8 protein-coding genes are annotated in these 17475 nt (G+C 75.1%); 7 read left to right on the top strand and 1 reads right to left on the bottom strand.

Annotation, left to right across the window (positions count from 1 at the left end):
* Positions 1 to 290: 290 nt before the first annotated feature.
* Positions 291 to 680 carry a cold-shock protein gene (locus PV682_RS13060; protein ID WP_055724277.1) on the top strand — a complete coding sequence of 130 codons (390 nt, stop codon included), beginning with the start codon at positions 291 to 293 and terminating at the stop codon, positions 678 to 680.
* A gap of 68 nt (positions 681 to 748) precedes the next feature.
* Here PV682_RS13060 and PV682_RS13055 read toward each other — a convergent pair whose 3' ends face one another.
* The gene (locus PV682_RS13055) at positions 749 to 2107 is read right to left on the bottom strand and encodes an alpha/beta fold hydrolase (protein ID WP_319728890.1); all 1359 of its coding nucleotides are present in this window, start codon (positions 2105 to 2107) and stop codon (positions 749 to 751) included.
* Positions 2108 to 2264: 157 nt separating this feature from the next.
* On the opposite strand from PV682_RS13055, the gene PV682_RS13050 reads away from it, so the two are divergent.
* The 6 genes from PV682_RS13050 (at position 2265) to PV682_RS13025 (ending at position 17472) form a co-directional block, all read left to right on the top strand.
* Complete coding sequence (locus tag PV682_RS13050; RefSeq protein WP_319728888.1) at positions 2265 to 2828, top strand: MBL fold metallo-hydrolase; 564 nt, start codon at positions 2265 to 2267, stop codon at positions 2826 to 2828.
* Between the two features lie 339 nt (positions 2829 to 3167).
* Positions 3168 to 3314: a hypothetical protein gene (locus tag PV682_RS13045; RefSeq protein ID WP_319728886.1), complete on the top strand. Its 147-nt coding sequence runs from the start codon at positions 3168 to 3170 to the stop codon at positions 3312 to 3314.
* A gap of 49 nt (positions 3315 to 3363) precedes the next feature.
* Positions 3364 to 3621: an acyl carrier protein gene (locus PV682_RS13040; RefSeq protein WP_319728884.1), complete on the top strand. Its 258-nt coding sequence runs from the start codon at positions 3364 to 3366 to the stop codon at positions 3619 to 3621.
* Positions 3622 to 3674: 53 nt separating this feature from the next.
* The gene (locus PV682_RS13035; RefSeq protein WP_319728881.1) at positions 3675 to 3875 is read left to right on the top strand and encodes an MbtH family protein; all 201 of its coding nucleotides are present in this window, start codon (positions 3675 to 3677) and stop codon (positions 3873 to 3875) included.
* Positions 3872 to 15928 (top strand): non-ribosomal peptide synthetase, encoded by a 12057-nt coding sequence (locus tag PV682_RS13030; RefSeq protein ID WP_319728868.1) that lies wholly within the window; start codon positions 3872 to 3874, stop codon positions 15926 to 15928. Before PV682_RS13035 ends, PV682_RS13030 begins: the two co-directional genes overlap by 4 nt.
* Positions 15922 to 17472, top strand: coding sequence for an amino acid adenylation domain-containing protein (locus PV682_RS13025; RefSeq protein WP_319728865.1), 1551 nt, complete (start codon positions 15922 to 15924; stop codon positions 17470 to 17472). Before PV682_RS13030 ends, PV682_RS13025 begins: the two co-directional genes overlap by 7 nt.
* The last annotated feature ends 3 nt before the right edge of the window (positions 17473 to 17475 follow it).

The raw sequence follows: 17475 nt of genomic DNA, 5'->3' as shown, positions 1-17475 counted from the left end.
ACCATCGGCCCTCCGGCCCGCGCGCGTGAACTCTCCGTGAGGGGACTCCGGTTGGCGGCGCGCCGGCTCGTCCGGATTCGTCCGCCGACCGGTGCGGGAGGGCGGATGGGGGCCGTACGCTTGACGGGTGGCGGGGCGATCCGTTTCCCGCCGGGCAGAGCGTGACCGGGTCGTCGGCCACCGCGTATCGCGGACGGTGAACGCCCGGGAGTCGCCCTCAGGGGCCCGCCTTGGTTACGATCTGCCACAAGTTCACCGGAGTGGGTGTTTCGAGGCTGTTGGGGGTCGGGATGGTTGCCGGTCGTGTGGTGCGCTTCGACAGCGCGCGGGGTTATGGATTCATTGCTCCCGACGACGGCGGGGAAGATGTCTTCCTGCACGTCAACGACATGTTGATGCCTGAATCGCAGATCCGCCGCGGCGTTGCCGTGGAGTTCGAGATCGAGGACGGCGAACGCGGTCCGAAGGCGTCCGACGTGCGGCTCGCACGCGGCGCGGACGGGAAGCCGCTGACGCCGGACGACGACGTCCTGTGCGACGTCCTGAACACCGAGGAGTTCACCCGGGAGGTGACGGAGACGCTGCTGTCCTCCGCGCCTTCGCTCACGGGCGAGCAGATCCTCCAGGTGCGTCAGGGCCTCGCGCAGTTCGCCAAGCATCACGGCTGGGTCGAGGGCTGATCCGGCGGGCATGAGGGGCGGGCGATGATCTCATCGCCCGCCCCTCAGCCATGTCCGGGCGCTGTGCGTCAGTGGCGGTCCCGGCCGACCGTCAGCGGGGCGGGCCGGTAGGGAAGGTAGGCGGCGCCGTCGAGGCCGAGGGCGATGGCCGAGGTCTGGAGCGCGGCGGCGGTCGCGGAGGCGCCCCAACGGCCGCTGCCGACGCGGTCCTCCAGCGCGTGCAGGGCGGCCACGGTCTCCGCGGTGGTGAAGGCGCAGTGCCCCTGCCGGTCGACGTACGCCTCGCGCAGCAGCGCGCCGTCGCCCGCCGCCCGTACGCGCGCGCCGAAGCGGCTCTCCTGTTCGACGGGGACGAGGTTGTCGGCGATCGTGTGCACGTTCAGCAGCGGTACGGCGAGGCCCTGGCCGGCCGACGAGGTGCGCTCGGCGGTGCGGACGGCGGCCGGGTCGGCGGTGATGTCCGCGCCCGCGGTGAGGTGGGCGAGGTCGGCGCGCAGGTCGAGTCCGGCGGCCCGGTAGAGGGCGCGGACCTGGGGTGCGTGGACGGAGCCGGCGAGCAGCCGGTCGTAGCGGACGCCCTCGTTCCAGGAGTTGTTGCCGCCCACGGACTGCTCGATGGCGTAGCGGCCTCCTTCGACGAACGCCAGGATGCCCTGGGCGAACCAGGCGTACTGCTGCTCCTGCTGGGCGGCCCAGTCGGTGGGGGCGGGCTTGTCCTCGCCGGGTGCCCAGGCGGGGAGGTTGAGGAAGGCGGCGGCGAGGGCGACGCGTGCGCGGCCCTCGGCCGTCTTCTGGGCGGCGATGACGGCGTCGGTGAGGCGCTGGGCGGTGGTGGCGGCCTCGGCGGCGGAGGTGAAGCGGACGAGTTTCACGTCCTCGCCGGGCAGCAGGAGGCGCGCGATCGTGTACTCGGCGTCGAGCTGGTAGTTGTCGAGGTCGGTGGCTCCGGCGACGAGTCCGCACAGGCCGAGGGCGCCGTCGATGCGTCCGGCGCCGTCGCGGGCCATCTGGGCGTTGACGAGGCCGCCCATGGACTGGCCGATCGCGAGCACGCGCGCGGGGCGGCCGATCTCGGCGGTGACGGCGTCGATCGTCCGGAACTGGTCGCGTTCGGCGCTCTCCAGGGCCCACATCGAGCCGTTCGGGTCGTACGACGATCCCGCGAGGGCGTACCCGCGCGCGAGGAGGTCGAGGCGGACGGCCTCGGAGGGGGCGTTGCGGGCGACGGTCGGGCCGAAGCCGTGGCTGAAGATCACCAGGGTGCCGTTCCAGGCGGCGGGGACGTCGGCGATCCAGGTGGCGCCGTCGGCGAGGGTGCCGGTGAGGCGGGTGGGGGCCGGGGTGTCCGCGTGCGCGGGCGGGGCGGCGAGGGCGGCGGCGAGGCTGAGGGTCAGGGCCGTCAGGGCGGTGCGGGGGCGGGTTCGCATGGGGTGTGGGCTCCTGTCGGGTAGGGGGAGCGCACGGAATCTAGGGCTGTTTTCTCATTGCCGTCAACGATCTGCACAACATCAACTGTCCCGGGGGATCGCTTTCGGCCCACGCACACCCCTGTGCGCCATGGCGCCCGGCGGCTAGGGTGCGGAAATGAGCGCCACCTTCCGCGTCCTGACGTCCGGTTACGTCGGACCGCGCACCGCCAGCACGGTGAGCCTCGTGCGCGACGGCGACACCGTGGTCGTCGTGGACCCAGGCATGGTCGCCGACCGGGGGCTGATCCTCGACCCGCTCGCCGCGGAGGGCCTCGGGCCCGCCCAGGTCACGGACGTCGTGTTCAGCCACCACCACCCCGACCACACGCTGAACGCCGCGCTGTTCCCGGTGGCCCGGTTCCACGACCACTGGGCGACCTACCAGAACGACGTGTGGACCGACCGGCCGGCCGACGGGCTCTTCCTGTCGCCGTCGGTCCGGCTCGCCGCGACGCCCGGGCACACCGCCGAGGACATCAGCACGCTGGTGGAGACGCGGGACGGGCTGGTCGTCTTCACGCACCTGTGGTGGAGCGCGGAGGGCCCGGTGGAGGACCCGTTCGCGGTCAGCGCCGACCTGCTGCACGAGTCGCGGGCGAAGGTGCTGGCGATGGAACCCGCGCTGATCGTGCCGGGGCACGGCACCGCGTTCGCGCCGAACGCGGGGACCCCCGCCTGAACCGGGGTTCGCCTCCGCTCGACGGACCGCCGAATGGCTCATTCTCCTACCTCGTCCCACGGTGATTCCGGAAGCTTGTGTAAATAAATTTCTGTATTCCGCAATCGCCGGTACCGAGACTTTCCTTACCAGGTCTGCACCTTTTCCGCAGAGGTCGGGGAATTTCCGCCACACACCCTATCCACTGTGCGGCGAATCTCTCCGATTGGTCCGTTATGAACCCGCCTCGCTTTCCTGCCTGGCAGCTTGGTGAAGCACGTCCGGTCTCGGCGAAAACGCGTCTGTGGGCAACAGTTGAGGGCGTCGCAAAGGAAATCCCCTCCGTGGAGTTGACCCCCCATGTTTGTCCGAATCCCGACATCCGCACTCCTCCTCACGATTGCCGCTTCCGCTCTGCTGTGGAGTTTCTCCGCCACCGCGACCGCCGTGCGCCCGCAGCCGGTCCAGGTCACCTACACCCTCGCCGACAGCGCCTGGGGCGGCTGATTTCCGCGAGCGGTCCGGAAACCGAAAAGCAGCGCAATAGGAGAAGAACATGACCACCGAAGCCGGACCCAGCCACGCCGAGGCCGCACGCCAGATAGCCGGAATCTTCCGGGAGGTGCTGGGCGCGCGGACCGACCCCGGGACCGGGAGCGAATTCCTCGCGATCGGCGGCGACTCGCTCACCGCGGCACGTGCCGTGTCCCTCATCAGCACCCGGTTCGGCGTGCGGGTGACGGTCCGGGACCTGTTCCGGTCCAAGACCGCCGACGCGCTGGCGGCAGTCGTCCGCGCCCGCACCGCCGGCTGACCCGGCACCCCCACCGGGCCCACCCCCCACCCCGAACGACGAAAGGCGGCGACATGTCAGCGGAGACCTACCGAGTGGTCCTCAACCACGAGGAGCAGTACTCGATCTGGCCGGCCGGCCGGGACCTCCCGGACGGCTGGTACGACGAGGGCACCTCGGGCACCAAGGAGGAGTGCCTCGCGCACATCGATCAGGTGTGGACGGACATGCGGCCCCTGAGCCTGCGTCAGGCACGGGAGACCTCGCAGGCATGACGACCTCCAGTGAACAGCGGGGCACGGCCGCCCCCGGCGGGGCCTCCCGCACCGGTGGACTCACCGACGCCAAGAAGGCGCTGCTCGCCCTGCGCCTGCACGGCCGCCCCGCCGCCCGGCCGGCCGACACCGCACGGGGCGCCGGGATCGTGGGCCTCCCGCCCGGGACCCCGGCGCCGCTCGCGCCCGTCCAGCACAACCTGTGGGTCGCCGACCGGATGCTCGCCGACAACTCGGCCTTCAGCGTCCACCGCGTCCTGCGGCTGACCGGGCCGCTGGAGCACACCTCCGTACAGCACGCCCTGGACCGCCTCGTCGAGCGCCACGCCGCCCTGCGCACCACCTTCCAGGACGGCCGGCCCCCGACGCAGACCGCGCACCCGCCCCGGCCCGCCCCGCTGCGGACCGTCACGCTCGGGCACCTGCCGCCCGCCGCCCGCCGCAACGCCGCCCGGCGGCTGGCCGAGGAGGAGCTGGCCCAGCCGTTCGACCTGGCGGCCGGGCCGGTCTTCCGCGCCCTGCTCGTCGCCCTGGACGACACCACCCACCTGCTGGTGCTGAACCTGCACCACTGCGTCGCCGACGAATGGTCCTGCGGCATCCTCGCCCGGGAGTTCGGCGCCCTGTACGCCGCCCACCGCGCGGGCGAGCCGGCCGCCCTGCCCGCGCTGTCCGTGACCTACGCCGACTACTCGGCGTGGCAGTCGGCCCGGCTGACCGGTGACCTCCTGGCCGGACAGCTGGCCCACTGGAGGGGCGTCCTGGAGGGGGTGGCGCCCGTCCTGGAGCTCCCCGCCGACCGGCCCCGCCCGCCGGTCCCCTCGTTCCGGGGGCACAGCGCGCGGCGCCTGCTGTCCCCGGAAGCGAGCGCGGCGCTGCGGGCCTACGCCGCCGGTCACCGCGTCACCCTGTTCACCGCCCTGCTGTCGCTCTACGGGGCCTTCCTGCACCGCTGGAGCGGAGGACAGGAACGATTCAGCGTCCTGGCCCCCGTGGCCGGGCGGACCACCGCGGAGACCGAGCCGCTGGTGGGCATGTTCGCCAACACCCTCCCGCTGCCGCTGGACCACCGGGGAGCCCCCGGCTTCAGCACCCTCCTCAGACGCGCCAACACCACCGTGCTGGACGCGCTGGAGCACCAGGACGTCACCTTCGAGCAGCTGGTGACGGACTCGGGGGTGCCCCGCGACGTCTCCCGCAACCCGCTGTCCCAGGTCATGTTCCAGTGCATCGAGGCCCGCGAGCACCTGTGGGAGCTGCCCGGCGTCACCGTGGAGCGCGAGCGCCTGGGCGGGGGGTCCGCGAAGGTCGACCTGTCCCTGATCGCGGTCAACCTCGACGAGGGCGTGCAACTGGACCTCGTCGGCGAGAGCACCCTCTTCGAGCCGGGCACCGTGGAGCGGATGCTCGACTCCCTGGTGGAGGTCGTCACGCAGGCGCTCGCCGCGCCCGACGCGCCCGTGCACACGGTGCGGCTCACCGACGACGCCGCCTGGGACCTCGTCGTACGGAAGTGGAACGGCACCGGCCGCGACCTGCCGGACGGCGACCTCCTCACCCCGATCGAGGAGCAGGCGGCGCGCACCCCGCGGGCGACCGCCCTCGAATGCGGCGGCGACTCGCTCGACTACGGGGCGATGGACGAGCGCGCCAACCGGCTCGCCCACCACCTGCGCTCCCTCGGCGCGGGCCCCGGAGCCGTCGTCGCCGTGTCGGTGCCGCGCTCCGTGGACCTCGTGGTCGCCCTGCTGGCCGTGCTGAAGACCGGGGCGGCCTATCTGCCGCTCGACCCGGACTACCCGGGGCAGCGGCTCACCTACATGCTCGAGGACGCCGCCCCCGTGTGCGCGGTCGCCGACCACGCCGGCCGGCTGTCCCACGACGCGGGCGTCCCGCTGGTCGTCCTCGACGGCCTGGACCTCTCCTCGTCCCCGGCGACCGCCCCGGCCCGCTCCCTCACCCCCGCCGACCCCGCGTACGTCATCTACACCTCCGGCTCCACCGGCCGCCCCAAGGGCGTCGTCGTCTCGCACCGCGCCATCGACAACCGGCTGCGCTGGGGCCAGGGCACCTACCGGCTGACCCCGGCCGACCGGGTTCTCCAGAAGACGCCGTCCTCGTTCGACGTGTCGGTGTGGGAGTTCTTCTGGCCGCTGCGCGAGGGGGCCACGCTCGTCCTCGCCGAGCCCGGCGGCCACCGCGACCCCGACTACCTGGCCCGCCTGATCCGCGAACGGGCCGTCACCGTCTGCCACTTCGTGCCCTCGATGCTCCAGGCGTTCCTGGCGTCGGCGGGCGCCGCCGGCTGCCGGCACACCCTGCGCCAGGTGTTCGCCAGCGGCGAGGCGCTGCTGCGGGAGACCGTGAACACGTTCGCGCGCACCCTGCCCGGCGTGGAGCTGCACAACCTCTACGGCCCGACCGAGGCGGCCATCGAGGTCGCCCACCACACCTGCGCCCCCGACGGCACCGGCCCCGTCCCCATCGGACGGCCCGTGTGGAACACCCGCCTGCACGTCCTCGACGCCCACCTGCACCCCTGCCCGCCGGGCATGACCGGCGAACTCTACCTGGCGGGCGTGCAGTTGGCCGACGGCTACCACGACCGGCCGGGGCTCACCGCCGACCGGTTCGTGCCCGAGCCCTTCGGCCCGCCCGGCGCCCGCATGTACCGCACCGGCGACCTGGTCCGCTGGACGCAGGACGGCGAGATCGAGTACCTGGGCCGCACCGACCACCAGCTCAAGCTGCGCGGCCAGCGCGTCGAGCTCGGTGAGATCGAGGCCCGGCTCGGCGAGCATCCCGGGGTGGCCCAGTGCGTGGTCGTGCCCCGGGAGACCCCCACGGGCACCTCCCTGGTCGCCTACGTCGTCGGCACCGCCGCCGAGGACGAGCTGCGCGGGCACCTGTCCGCCGCGCTGCCCGCCGTCATGGTGCCGTCCTTCTTCGTGCCCCTGGACAGCCTGCCGCTGTCGCCCAGCGGCAAGGCCGACCGCTCCCGGCTCCCCGACCCCGCCCTCCCCACCGCCGCCGCGGCCGAGCCGCTCGCCGACGGGACCCAGTCCGCGCTGGCCGCCCTGTGGACGGAGGTGCTCGGCACCGCCCCCAGCGGCCCCGGCGACAGCTTCTTCGAGCTGGGCGGCGACTCGGTCAGCGCCATCTACCTGGTGTCCCGGGCCCGCGAGGCCGGATACACGATCACCGTCCGGCAGGTCTTCGACCACCAGACGCTCGCCGCGCTCGCCTCCGTGGTGAAGCCCGTGGCCGGAGCGGCGCCCGAGAGGCGCCCCACCCCCGACGACTACCCGCTCGCCGGTCTCGACCAGGCGGAGCTGGACCGCGTCCTGGCGAGCGCGCCCCCCGGTGACGTCCAGGACATCTACCCGCTCACGCCGCTCCAGGCGGGCATGCTCTTCCAGACCGTCCACGACCCGGACGGCAGCGCCTACGTCACCCAGTACCGCTGGGAGATCGACGGCGACCTCGACGCGGACACCTTCGCCGCCGCCTGGCGGCACGTCGTCGGCCGGCACGACGCCCTGCGCTGCTCGTTCCGCTGGGCGGACGTCCCGCACCCCCTCCAAGTGGTGCACCGCGCCGCTCCCTTGGACTTCCAGGTCCTCGACTGGCGGGGCACCGCGCCCGACGACCTCGACCGGCGCCTGGACACCCTGCTGGCCGACGAGCGGCGCCGCGGCTTCGCCCTGTCCGACGCCCCGCCGCACCGCTTCCACCTCGTGCGCACCGGCGCCCGCAGCCACCAGCTGATCTGGCACAGCCACCACATCCTCGCCGACGGCTGGAGCGTCGGCCCGGTCCTCAGCGAGGTGTTCGCCACCCACACGGCGCTGCGCGACACCGGCGAGACCCCCCGCCACCTCCCCGAACCCGTACCCCACCGGGCCTACGTGGCCTGGCTGGCCGAACAGGACCGGGACACGGCCGAGCTCTACTGGCGCACCGCCCTGGCCGGGGTGGCCGAACCCACCCCGATCCCCGTGGTGCGCCCCGCGACCGGCAAGGCCGGCGGCGAGACCCGCTCGGCCGAACTCGCCCTGCCCGCCGAGGTGATCGAGCGCCTGAACCGGCTCGCCCGCGCCCGGCGCTGCACCGTCGGCACCGTCCTCCAGGCCGCGTGGGCGCTGCTCCTGGGCCGCTGGAGCCGGCGCACCGACGTGCTGTTCGGGCTCACCGTGTCCGGCAGGTCCATGGACCTGCCGCAGGTCGAGCGCATGGTGGGGCTGCTCACCAACACCGTGCCGGTGCGGGTGCGCTGGAACGACGACGGCGACGAGACCCTCGGCGACTGGCTCGGCCGGCTCGGCGGGCAGCTCGCCGGGCTGCGGGACGTCGAGCACTGCGCCCTGTCCGACGTGCACGGCTGGTCCGCGGTGCCGCGCGAGCGGCTGCTGTTCGACAGCATCGTCGTCTTCCAGAACCTCGCGCCCGTCCCCCGGGCCGACCTCGGCGGGCTCGACGTACGGATGGGCCGGGTGCGGCAGAGCAGCGGCTTCCCGCTGATGCTCAACGCCCGCTTCGCGGCGACGGGTGCCGTCCTGGAGCTGATCCACGAGGACGACCGGGTCGACCCGGCGGACGCCGAACGGCTGCTGGCCTCCCTCGGCCACCTGCTCACCTCGTTCGCCGACCGCCCCGAGGCCCGGCTGCGCGACCTGTCCGCCGTGCCCGGCGACGAGTACGCCGGGGCGGGCGCCGCGCCCACCCGGAAGTTCCCGCACGCCACCAGCGTGCCCGCGATGCTCGCCGCGCAGACGGCGCGCACCCCCGACGCGGTCGCCGTCGTCTCCGGCGGCCGGTCGCTGACGTACGGCGAACTCGACGCCCGCGCAGCCGGACTCGCCGCGCGGCTGCGGGCCGCCGGGGCGGGGGCGGGCGACCGGGTGGCGGTGCGCGTGGAGCGCTCAGCCGACCTGCTGGTGGCCGTGTCCGCGGTGTGGCGGGCGGGCGCGGCGTACGTGCCGCTGGACCCGGAGTACCCGGCCGAGCGGGCCGCGTACGTCGTGGCGGACTCCGGCGCGACGGTCCTGCTGGTCTCCGGGGAGACGCCGGCCGCGCTCCTGGACGCCTGTGCGGCCGTGGTCCGCGTCGAGGACGGCGGTGACGGCGTGGAGGGCGCCGGGCTCGCGGTGCTGCCCGACGACCTCGCCTACGTGCTCTACACGTCCGGCTCCACCGGGCGCCCCAAGGGCGTCGAGGTCTCCCACCGCTCCCTGGCGCTGCTGATCGCGGCGATGGGCGAGGTGCTGGGCTCCTCGCCGGACGACGTGTGGCTGGGGCTGACCGCCCTGTCGTTCGACATCTCCACCGTCGAGCTGCTCCTGCCGCTCACCACGGGCGGCCGGGTCGTCGTGGTCCCCGAGGAGGACCGCTGGGACGGCGCCGCGCAGCGGGAGCTGGTGCGCGCGCACCGGGTGACGCACGTCCAGGCCACCCCGTCGGGCTGGCGCCTGCTGCTGGCGGCCGGGTTCGGCGCCGGGGACGGGGTCCGGGTGGGGCTGACCGGCGGCGAGGCGCTGCCGGACCGGCTGGCCCGGCGCCTCACGGCGCTGCTGCCCCGGCTGGTCAACGTCTACGGGCCGACCGAGGCGACCGTCTGGGCCACCCGCGAGGAGATCACCGCCGACAGCGACGAGATCACGATCGGCCGCCCGCTGGTCAACTACAGCGCGCACGTCCTGGACGACGCCCTGCGCCCGATGCCGGCCGGCGCGCCCGGCGAGCTGTTCCTGGGCGGCGCCGGGGTGGCGCGCGGCTACCACGGCCGTCCGGCGCTGACCGCCGAGCGGTTCGTGCCCGACCCGTTCGGGCCGCCCGGCGCCCGCCTGTACCGCACCGGCGACCTCGTGGCCCGGCGCGCCGACGGGCGGCTGCGCTACCTGGGGCGGACCGACCACCAAGTGAAGGTCAGCGGCCACCGGATCGAGCTGGGCGAGATCGAGGAGGTCCTGGCCCGGCACCCGGACGTGACGGGCGCCGCCGTGACCGTGTGGCACGACGACGCGGGCGAGGCGTTCCTCGCCGCCCATCTGACCGGGCGCGGCCTGGACGTCGCGCAGGTCCGCAGGTTCCTGCGCGACGAGCTGCCCCGGGCGATGGTGCCGGCCCGGCTGATCGTGCTGGACCGTATGCCGCTCAGCCCCGCCGGGAAGGTGGACCGGGCGGCGCTGCCCGCGCCGGACGCCGGTCCGTCGGACCCGGCAGGCCGCATCGCCCCGCGCACCGCGCCCGAGCAGGCGCTGGCGGACGTGTGGCGGGAGGTCCTCGGGGTGCCCGAGGTCGGTGTCACCGACGACTTCTTCGCGCTGGGCGGCACCTCCGTCAAGGCCGTCATGGTCACCGCCCGCGCCCGCGAGCGGGGCATCGCCCTGACCACCCGCCAGATCTTCGCCCACCCCACGGTCGAGGCGCTCGCCGCCCTGGAGGCGGCCCCGGCCCGCGCGTCCGGCGCACCGGACCGGCCCTTCGCGCTCGCCCCGCTGGAGGCGGACGACCTGGCCGGGCTGCTGGAGGCGGCCGGTCCGGGCGGAGTCGAGGACGTGCTGCCGCTGTCCCCGCTCCAGACGGGCCTGCTGCTGCACACCCTCGCGGAGAGCGGCGACTACGTGCGGGCGTTCGCGGTCGACGTCGACCTGGCCGGCGAGAGCGACGCCGACGCCTTCGAGGCGGCCTGGCGCCATCTGACCGCCCGGCACACCATCCTGCGCTCCACCTTCCACTGGGCCGGTCTGCCGCACCCGGTGCAGGTGGTCCTCGCGTCGGCGCCGCCCGTGTTCACGCGGGCCGACCTGACGGACCTGCCCGAGCGGCGGCGCGCCGAGCGGCTCGCGGAGCTGACCGACGCGGAGCGGCACACCGTCTTCGACCTGTCCGCCGCGCCACCCGCCCGCTTCCTGCTGATCCGCACCGGGCCCGAGCGGTGGCGGTTCGTGTGGACCACCCACCACATCGTGTTCGACGGCTGGAGCCTGCACGCCCTGTTCGCCGAGGCGTTCGACGCCTACCGGCAGCTACGGGACACCGGCCGGCTCCCGGAGGCGCCGCCCCCGCCGCGCTACCGCGACTACCTGGCCCTGCTCGCCGGGCACGCCGCGCAGGACACGGACGACGACGGCCGGGGCCTCGGGTACTGGCGGACGGCGCTGGCCGGGTTCACCCGGCCCACCCCGCTGCCGGGCAGCCGCCCCACCGGGGTGAGCGCGGGCGCGCTCACCGAACGGCACACCCTGGCGCCGGAGTTGCTCGGCGCGCTGGAGGACGCCGCCCGCCGCCACCACGTCACCGTGGCGACCCTGGTGCACGCGGCGTGGGCGGTTTTGCTGAGCCGCGCGGGCGGGGAGCGCGACGTCGTCTTCGGCACGACGCTCTCCGGCCGCTTCGGTGACGTCCCCGGCATCGAGCGGATGGTGGGGCTGCTGATGAACACCCTGCCGCTGCGCCTCGACACGGACCCGGGGCTCTCCCCGGCCGGGCTGCTGCGGGCGGTGCACGAGCGGATCACCGACCTCGCCGGGCGCGAGCACCTCGCGCTGGGCGACATCCAGCGGGTCAGCGAGGTGCCGGGCGGGCGCCGCCTGTTCGACAGCCTCGTCGTCTTCACCGACGTCGGTGACTCCGCGCTGCCCGAGGGGGTCAGTCCCGTCCCGGACACCGAGGTCCGCGACACCGGCTACCCGCTGGTCCTGGAGGCCGTGCGCTCGGGCGCGCTCACCCTGGAGCTCACCTGCGACCTGTCGCGGTTCGACGCGGCCACCGCGAGCCGGCTGCTGGAGCAGACCGTACGGCTGCTGGGCGAGCTCACCGAGGAGCGCGGCAGCGTCGCCGAACTGTCCCCGCTGTCGGACCGGGAACGCGAGCTGGTCGTGCGCGGCTGGAACGCCACCGGCGCGGACTTCCCCGCCGGGCGCACCCTGCACTCCCTGATCGAGGAGCAGGCCGCGCGCACCCCGCAGGCGACGGCCGTCCGCTTCGGCGGCGACGGGCTGACGTACGCGGAGCTGGACGCGCGCGCCGACCGGGTCGCGCGGCGGCTGCGCGGCCTCGGGGCCGGCGCGGGCACGCTGGTGGCGCTGTGCACCGAACGCTCCCTGGAGCACGTGATCGGGCTGCTGGGCATCCTCAAGGCGGGCGCGGCGTTCGTGCCCGTGGACCCCGAACACCCGGTGCGCCGCCAGGCGTACGTCCTCGCCGACGCGCAGGCCCGGGCGGTGCTCACCCAGCGGCACCTGATCGCCTCGCTGCCGCGCGGCGCGGACACCGCGGTCCCGGTGCTGGCGCTCGACGACCCCGCCGAGTGGCCGGAGGCGCCCGCGCACGGCCCGGTGGCGGACGCGCTGCCCGCCGACCTGTGCTCGCTGTACTACACGTCCGGCTCCACCGGGCGCCCCAAGGGCGTGGCCTCCACGCACCAGGGGTGGGTGAACCGGATGTGGTGGATGCAGCGGCGGCACGGCCTGCGGCCGGGTGACGCGGTGCTGCACAAGACGACGCTCACGTTCGACGACGCGGCCGTGGAGATCCTGTGGCCGCTGATGACCGGCGGGCAGGTGGTGCTGCTCGCGCCGGGCGCGCACCGCGACACCCACGCGATAGCCGAGGCGGTCACCCGGTACGGGGTGGTGCACGTGCAGTTCGTGCCCAGCGTGCTGGAGGTGTTCCTCGACGTGCTGACCGTGGAGTCGGCCCAGCGGATGGGGCGGCTGCGGTCCGTACTGACCAGCGGTGAGGCGCTGCGCCCCGCCCTGGTGCGGCGGTTCCTTGAGCTGTTCGGGGACCGGGTGAGCCTGGACAACACGTGGGGTGCCACCGAGGTGTCCATCGACTCGACCTGCCATGTGTGCGGCGCGGCGGACGCGGCGGCCGAGGGCGGCGCGGTCAGCCTGGGCCGGCCCTTCGACAACAACACGGTGTACGTCCTCGACGAGGAACTCGCGCCGCTGCCGGTCGGGGTCGCCGGGGAGCTGTTCATCGGCGGCACCGGTCTGGCCCGCGGCTATCACGGACGTCCCGCGCTGACCGCCGAGCGGTTCGTGCCCGACCCGTTCGGGCCGCCCGGCGCCCGCCTGTACCGCACCGGCGACCTGGGGCGGTGGCGGGCCGACGGCACGCTGGAGTTCGGCGGGCGCACCGACCACCAGGTGAAGATCGGCGGGGTGCGCGTCGAACTCGGCGAGATCGAGGACGCGCTGCGCCGGGCGCCCGGTGTGCGGGACGCGGTCGTGGACGTGCGCGCGGTGGACGGGGCGAAGGTCCTCGTCGGCTACACCACGGGCGGCGTCGCGGCCGAGGTGCTGCGCGCGGCGCTGCGGGCCGAACTGCCCGACGCGCTGGTGCCGAACGCCTTCGTGGCGGTGGACGCCGTCCCGCTCAACGCGAACGGCAAGGTGGACCGGGCCGCGCTGCCCGACCCCGCCCCCGAGGCGGGCGGCCAGGGCGGGTCGTACGTCGCGCCGCGCACCCCGACCGAGGAGGCGCTGGCCGGGATCTGGGCGCGGGTGCTGCGCGCCGAGAGGGTCGGTGTGCACGACAACTTCCGGGTCATGGGCGGCGATTCGATCCTGTTGATCCACACCGTCGCCCGGGCCCGTGAGGCGGGTCTCGCGCTCACCCCGAGGATGGTGTTCGAGCATCCGACGGTCGCGGAGCTGGCGGCGGCGGTGGACGCCGCGGCCTCCCGGGGCCGCGCGGTGGAGGTCCACGCGGAGCAGGGCCCGGTCACCGGCGAGGTGCCGCTCGGGCCGATCCAGGCGCGCTACGCCGGGCTGGGGCTGCTGGACCGCTTCAACCAGTCGCTGCTGCTCGCCGTCCCCGAGGAGGTCGGCGCGGACACCCTGCGCACGGCGCTCGGGGCGCTCGTCGGGCACCACGACGCGCTCCGGCTGCGCTGGACGCGTGAGGCGGACGGCCCCCGGCAGTACCTCGCCGGGGACGAGCCCGCCGACCTGCTCACCGTGGTGGACACGGCCGAGGAGGAGGCGGCGGCCGTGGAGGCCGCGCACGCCGGGCTCGACCTGGTCCACGGGCCGCTGCTGCGGGCGGTCCTGCTGCGGGGCACGGGACGGCTGCTGCTGGTCGTGCACCACCTGGCCGTGGACACCGTCTCGTGGAACATCCTCGCCGAGGACCTCGCCACCCTGTGCGCGGGCGGCGAACTGCCCGCCAAGACGACGTCCGTGCAGTACTGGGCGCGCAGCCTGGCGCGGCACGCGGTGAGCGAGGACTTCGACGCGGAGGCCGCGTACTGGGCCCTGCCGGCGCCGCCCGTCGCGGCGCTGCCGGCGGACCGGGCCGGCGGGGCGGACACCGAGGGCCGGGCCCGCAGCGTGCGGGTCGTGCTGCCGGCGGCGGAGACCGAGGCGCTGCTGCGGCAGGCGTCGGCGGCGTACGGCGCGCAGCCCGACCATCTGATGCTGGCGGCGCTCGTGCACACGATCGCCGGGTGGACCGGCGGGGACACCGTCGCCGTCGACGTCGAACGGCACGGCCGCGAGGCGCTCTTCGACGACGTGGACCTCTCGCGCACGGTGGGCTGGTTCACCGGCGTGCAGCCCCTCGTGGTCACGGTGCCCCGCTCCGGCGCCCCCGAGGCGCTGGTCGCGGCGGTCCGCGAGCACCTGCGCGGCGCGCCCGGCGGGGGCATCGGGCACGGGCTCGCCCGGTACCTGCGCCCCGCCACCCGCGCCGTCCTCGAAGGCCGCCCGCACGCCGAGGTCTGCTTCAACTACCACGGGCGCCGGGACACCGCCGGTCATACGGACGGCCTGCTGCGCCCGCTGCCCGAGGCCCTGGGCGAGCCGGTCGACCCCGGCCAGCGGCGCGCGCACCTGGTCGAGGTCGACGCGGCGGTCCTCGCGGGAGAGCTGCACCTGGTGTGGCGCTACGCGGCCGACCGCTTCGACGCGGCCACCGTCGAGGAGCTGGCCGGGCGGCAGCTGCGCCGCCTGAGCGAGCTGGTGGCCCACGGCCGGGCGCCCGGCGCGGTCCGCCGGCCCGTCGAGCCGTTCGTGGAGCGGCTGTTCGCCGGGGCGCCCGCCCCGCTGCTGCCGATGCTGCGCCACCGGGTGCCCGGGGTGGGCATCGCGGTCGTCGCGGACACCGAACTGCGGGGCGCCTGGGGCTTCGGGCGGCTCGGCGCGGACGATCCGGCGCCGGTCGACGCGCGGACCCTGTTCCAGGTCGGCTCGATCAGCAAGCACGTCACCGCGCTCGCCGTCATGCGGCTGGTCCAGGAGGGCCGGCTCGACCTCGACACGGACGTCGACCGGCTGCTCACCGGCTGGCGGCTGCCCGGCGAGGGCGGGGTGACGCTGCGTCACCTCCTGAGCCACACCTCGGGCCTCGGCGAGCAGGCGTACCACGGCTACGGCCGGGGCGACCGGATGCCGGACCTGCGCGAGGTGCTCAACGGCCGGCCACCCGCCGTGTCGTCGCCGGTGCGCGCGGTGCGCCCGCCGGGCTCCGGCTACCTGTACTCCAGCAGCAACTACAGCGTCGTCCAGCAGGTGCTCCAGGACGTCACGGGGCAGCCGTTCCCGGCGCTGCTGAAGGCGCTGGTGCTGGACCCGCTGGGGATGGCCGACAGCGACTTCGCGCCGGACGCCCCGCACCGCTACGGCGGCCCGGTCGCGCTGAACCACCGGGCGGACGGCACCGCCTACCCGGAGGGCTGGCGGCTGTACCCGGAGTCCGCCGCGGGCGGGCTGTGGTCGACGCCCGCGGACGTGGCGCGGGTGGCGATCGAGATCCAGCGGGCGGTGACCGGCGGTCCGGCCGCGTTCCTCACCGCGGACGCGGCGGCCGAGATGCTGCGGCCGGTGCCCGGCGCGCCGGGCGGCCTCGGCACGATCGGCAAGCCCTACGGCGACCGGCGCTGGTTCGGCCACACCGGGGGTGTGCCCGGCTTCCGCTCGCTGACCTGGGCGGACCCGGACCGGGGGCTCGGTCTGGTGGTGACGTCCAACTCCGATGCCGGAGAGGACTTCCTGCGCGAACTGCTGCACGAACTGGGCGTTGGACTGGAGGACGCACGATGGTGACGCTCGACGGAGCCTTCCGCCGCTGGGTGCGGGAGACCCCGGACGCCGTGGCGCTGGAGAGCGCCGACGGAGTGCTCACGTACCGGGAACTCGACGCGCGGGCCGGTGTGCTGGCCCGCCGCCTGGCCCGGTACGGGGTACGGCCCGGGGAGCTGGTCGGCATCGCCGCCCGCCCCTCCCCGTGGTTCGTGGTGACGATGCTCGCGGTCGTGCGGGCGGGGGCGGCGTACGTGCCGCTGGACCTGTCGTATCCGGCGGAGCGGCTGGCGCACATGTGCCGCGACAGCGGGGTCCGGGTGCTGGTCGCCGACTCCGCCGACGGCCTGGCCGGCGGGCTCGCGGGCTGCGAGGTGCTCGTCCCGGACCGTCTCACGGACGGTCCGGGCGCCCTCCCGGAGCCGGTGGAGGCGTCGCCCGCCGATCTGGCGTACGCCGTCTACACGTCGGGGTCGACGGGCCTGCCCAAGGCGGTGCTGGTCGAGCAGCGCAACGTGCTCGCGTTCTGCCTCGGCCAGGACTTCGTGAACCTGGGTCCCGGCCGCTCGATGCTGCGCACCAGCTCCTTCTCCTTCGACGCGTCCGTCCTGGAGACCTGGGGGGTGCTGCTGCGGGGCGCCCGGCTGGTGTTCCCGCCGGACGACATGTACGGCGCCGGCGAGCTGGCCGAGGTGCTGGCCGCCCACCGGGTGACCGACCTGTGGCTGTCGGTGGGCCTGTTCCACCAGGTGGTGGACGACGACCCGGCCGCGTTCGCCTCGCTGCGCACCGTCGTGACCGGCGGCGACGTGGTCTCCCCGCAGCGGGTGCGCCGCGCGCTGGCCGCAGGGCCCGGGCTGACCGTCGCCCACGTGTACGGGCCGACCGAGACGACCGTGATCTGCGGCCGGCACCTGGTGAGCGACCCGGACCGGGTGGAGGCGCCGCTGCCGCTGGGCGGGCCGATACCGGGGGCCCGCTTCCACGTCGTCGACGAGGCGGGGCGCGTGCTGCCGCCCGGCGAGATCGGCGAGCTGTGGATCGCCGGGGCCACGGTGTCCCGCGGCTACCACGGCCGCGCGGAGCTGACGGCGCAGCGGTTCGTCACCGAGCCGGGCACGCGGGACGGCCGCGCCTACCGCAGCGGCGACCTGGCCCGGCGGCGCGCGGACGGTGTGGTGGAGTTCCACGGCCGGGCCGACCGGCAGGTGAAGGTGCGCGGCTTCCGCGTGGAGCCGGGCGAGATCGAGGCGGCGCTGCTGGACGTGGCCGGGGTGCGCGCCTGCCTGGCCGTGGCCCGCGAGGCGCCGCCGGGCGACAAGCGGATCGTCGCCTACGTCGTGCCCGAGGCCGGGGCCCGGCTCGCGGCGGCCGACGCCCACGCGGTGCTCGCCGGGCGGCTGCCCGCGCACATGCTGCCCGCCGAGTACGTGGCCCTGGACGCCCTGCCCCTGGACGTCAACGGCAAGCCGGACCGGCACCGGCTGCCGGAGCCCGAGTGGGGGCGCGGCCAGGGCGCCGTCCTGGCCGCCCCCGCAGGACCAGTCATCCCGTTCGAGAGGATCTGACCT

The sequence above is a fragment of the Streptomyces niveiscabiei genome, assembly GCF_033794345.1.
Classification (GTDB): Bacteria; Actinomycetota; Actinomycetes; order Streptomycetales; family Streptomycetaceae; genus Streptomyces; species Streptomyces niveiscabiei.
The sequence above is the reverse complement of the archived record's forward strand: the minus strand, read 5'-3'. Positions and strand labels throughout refer to the sequence as shown.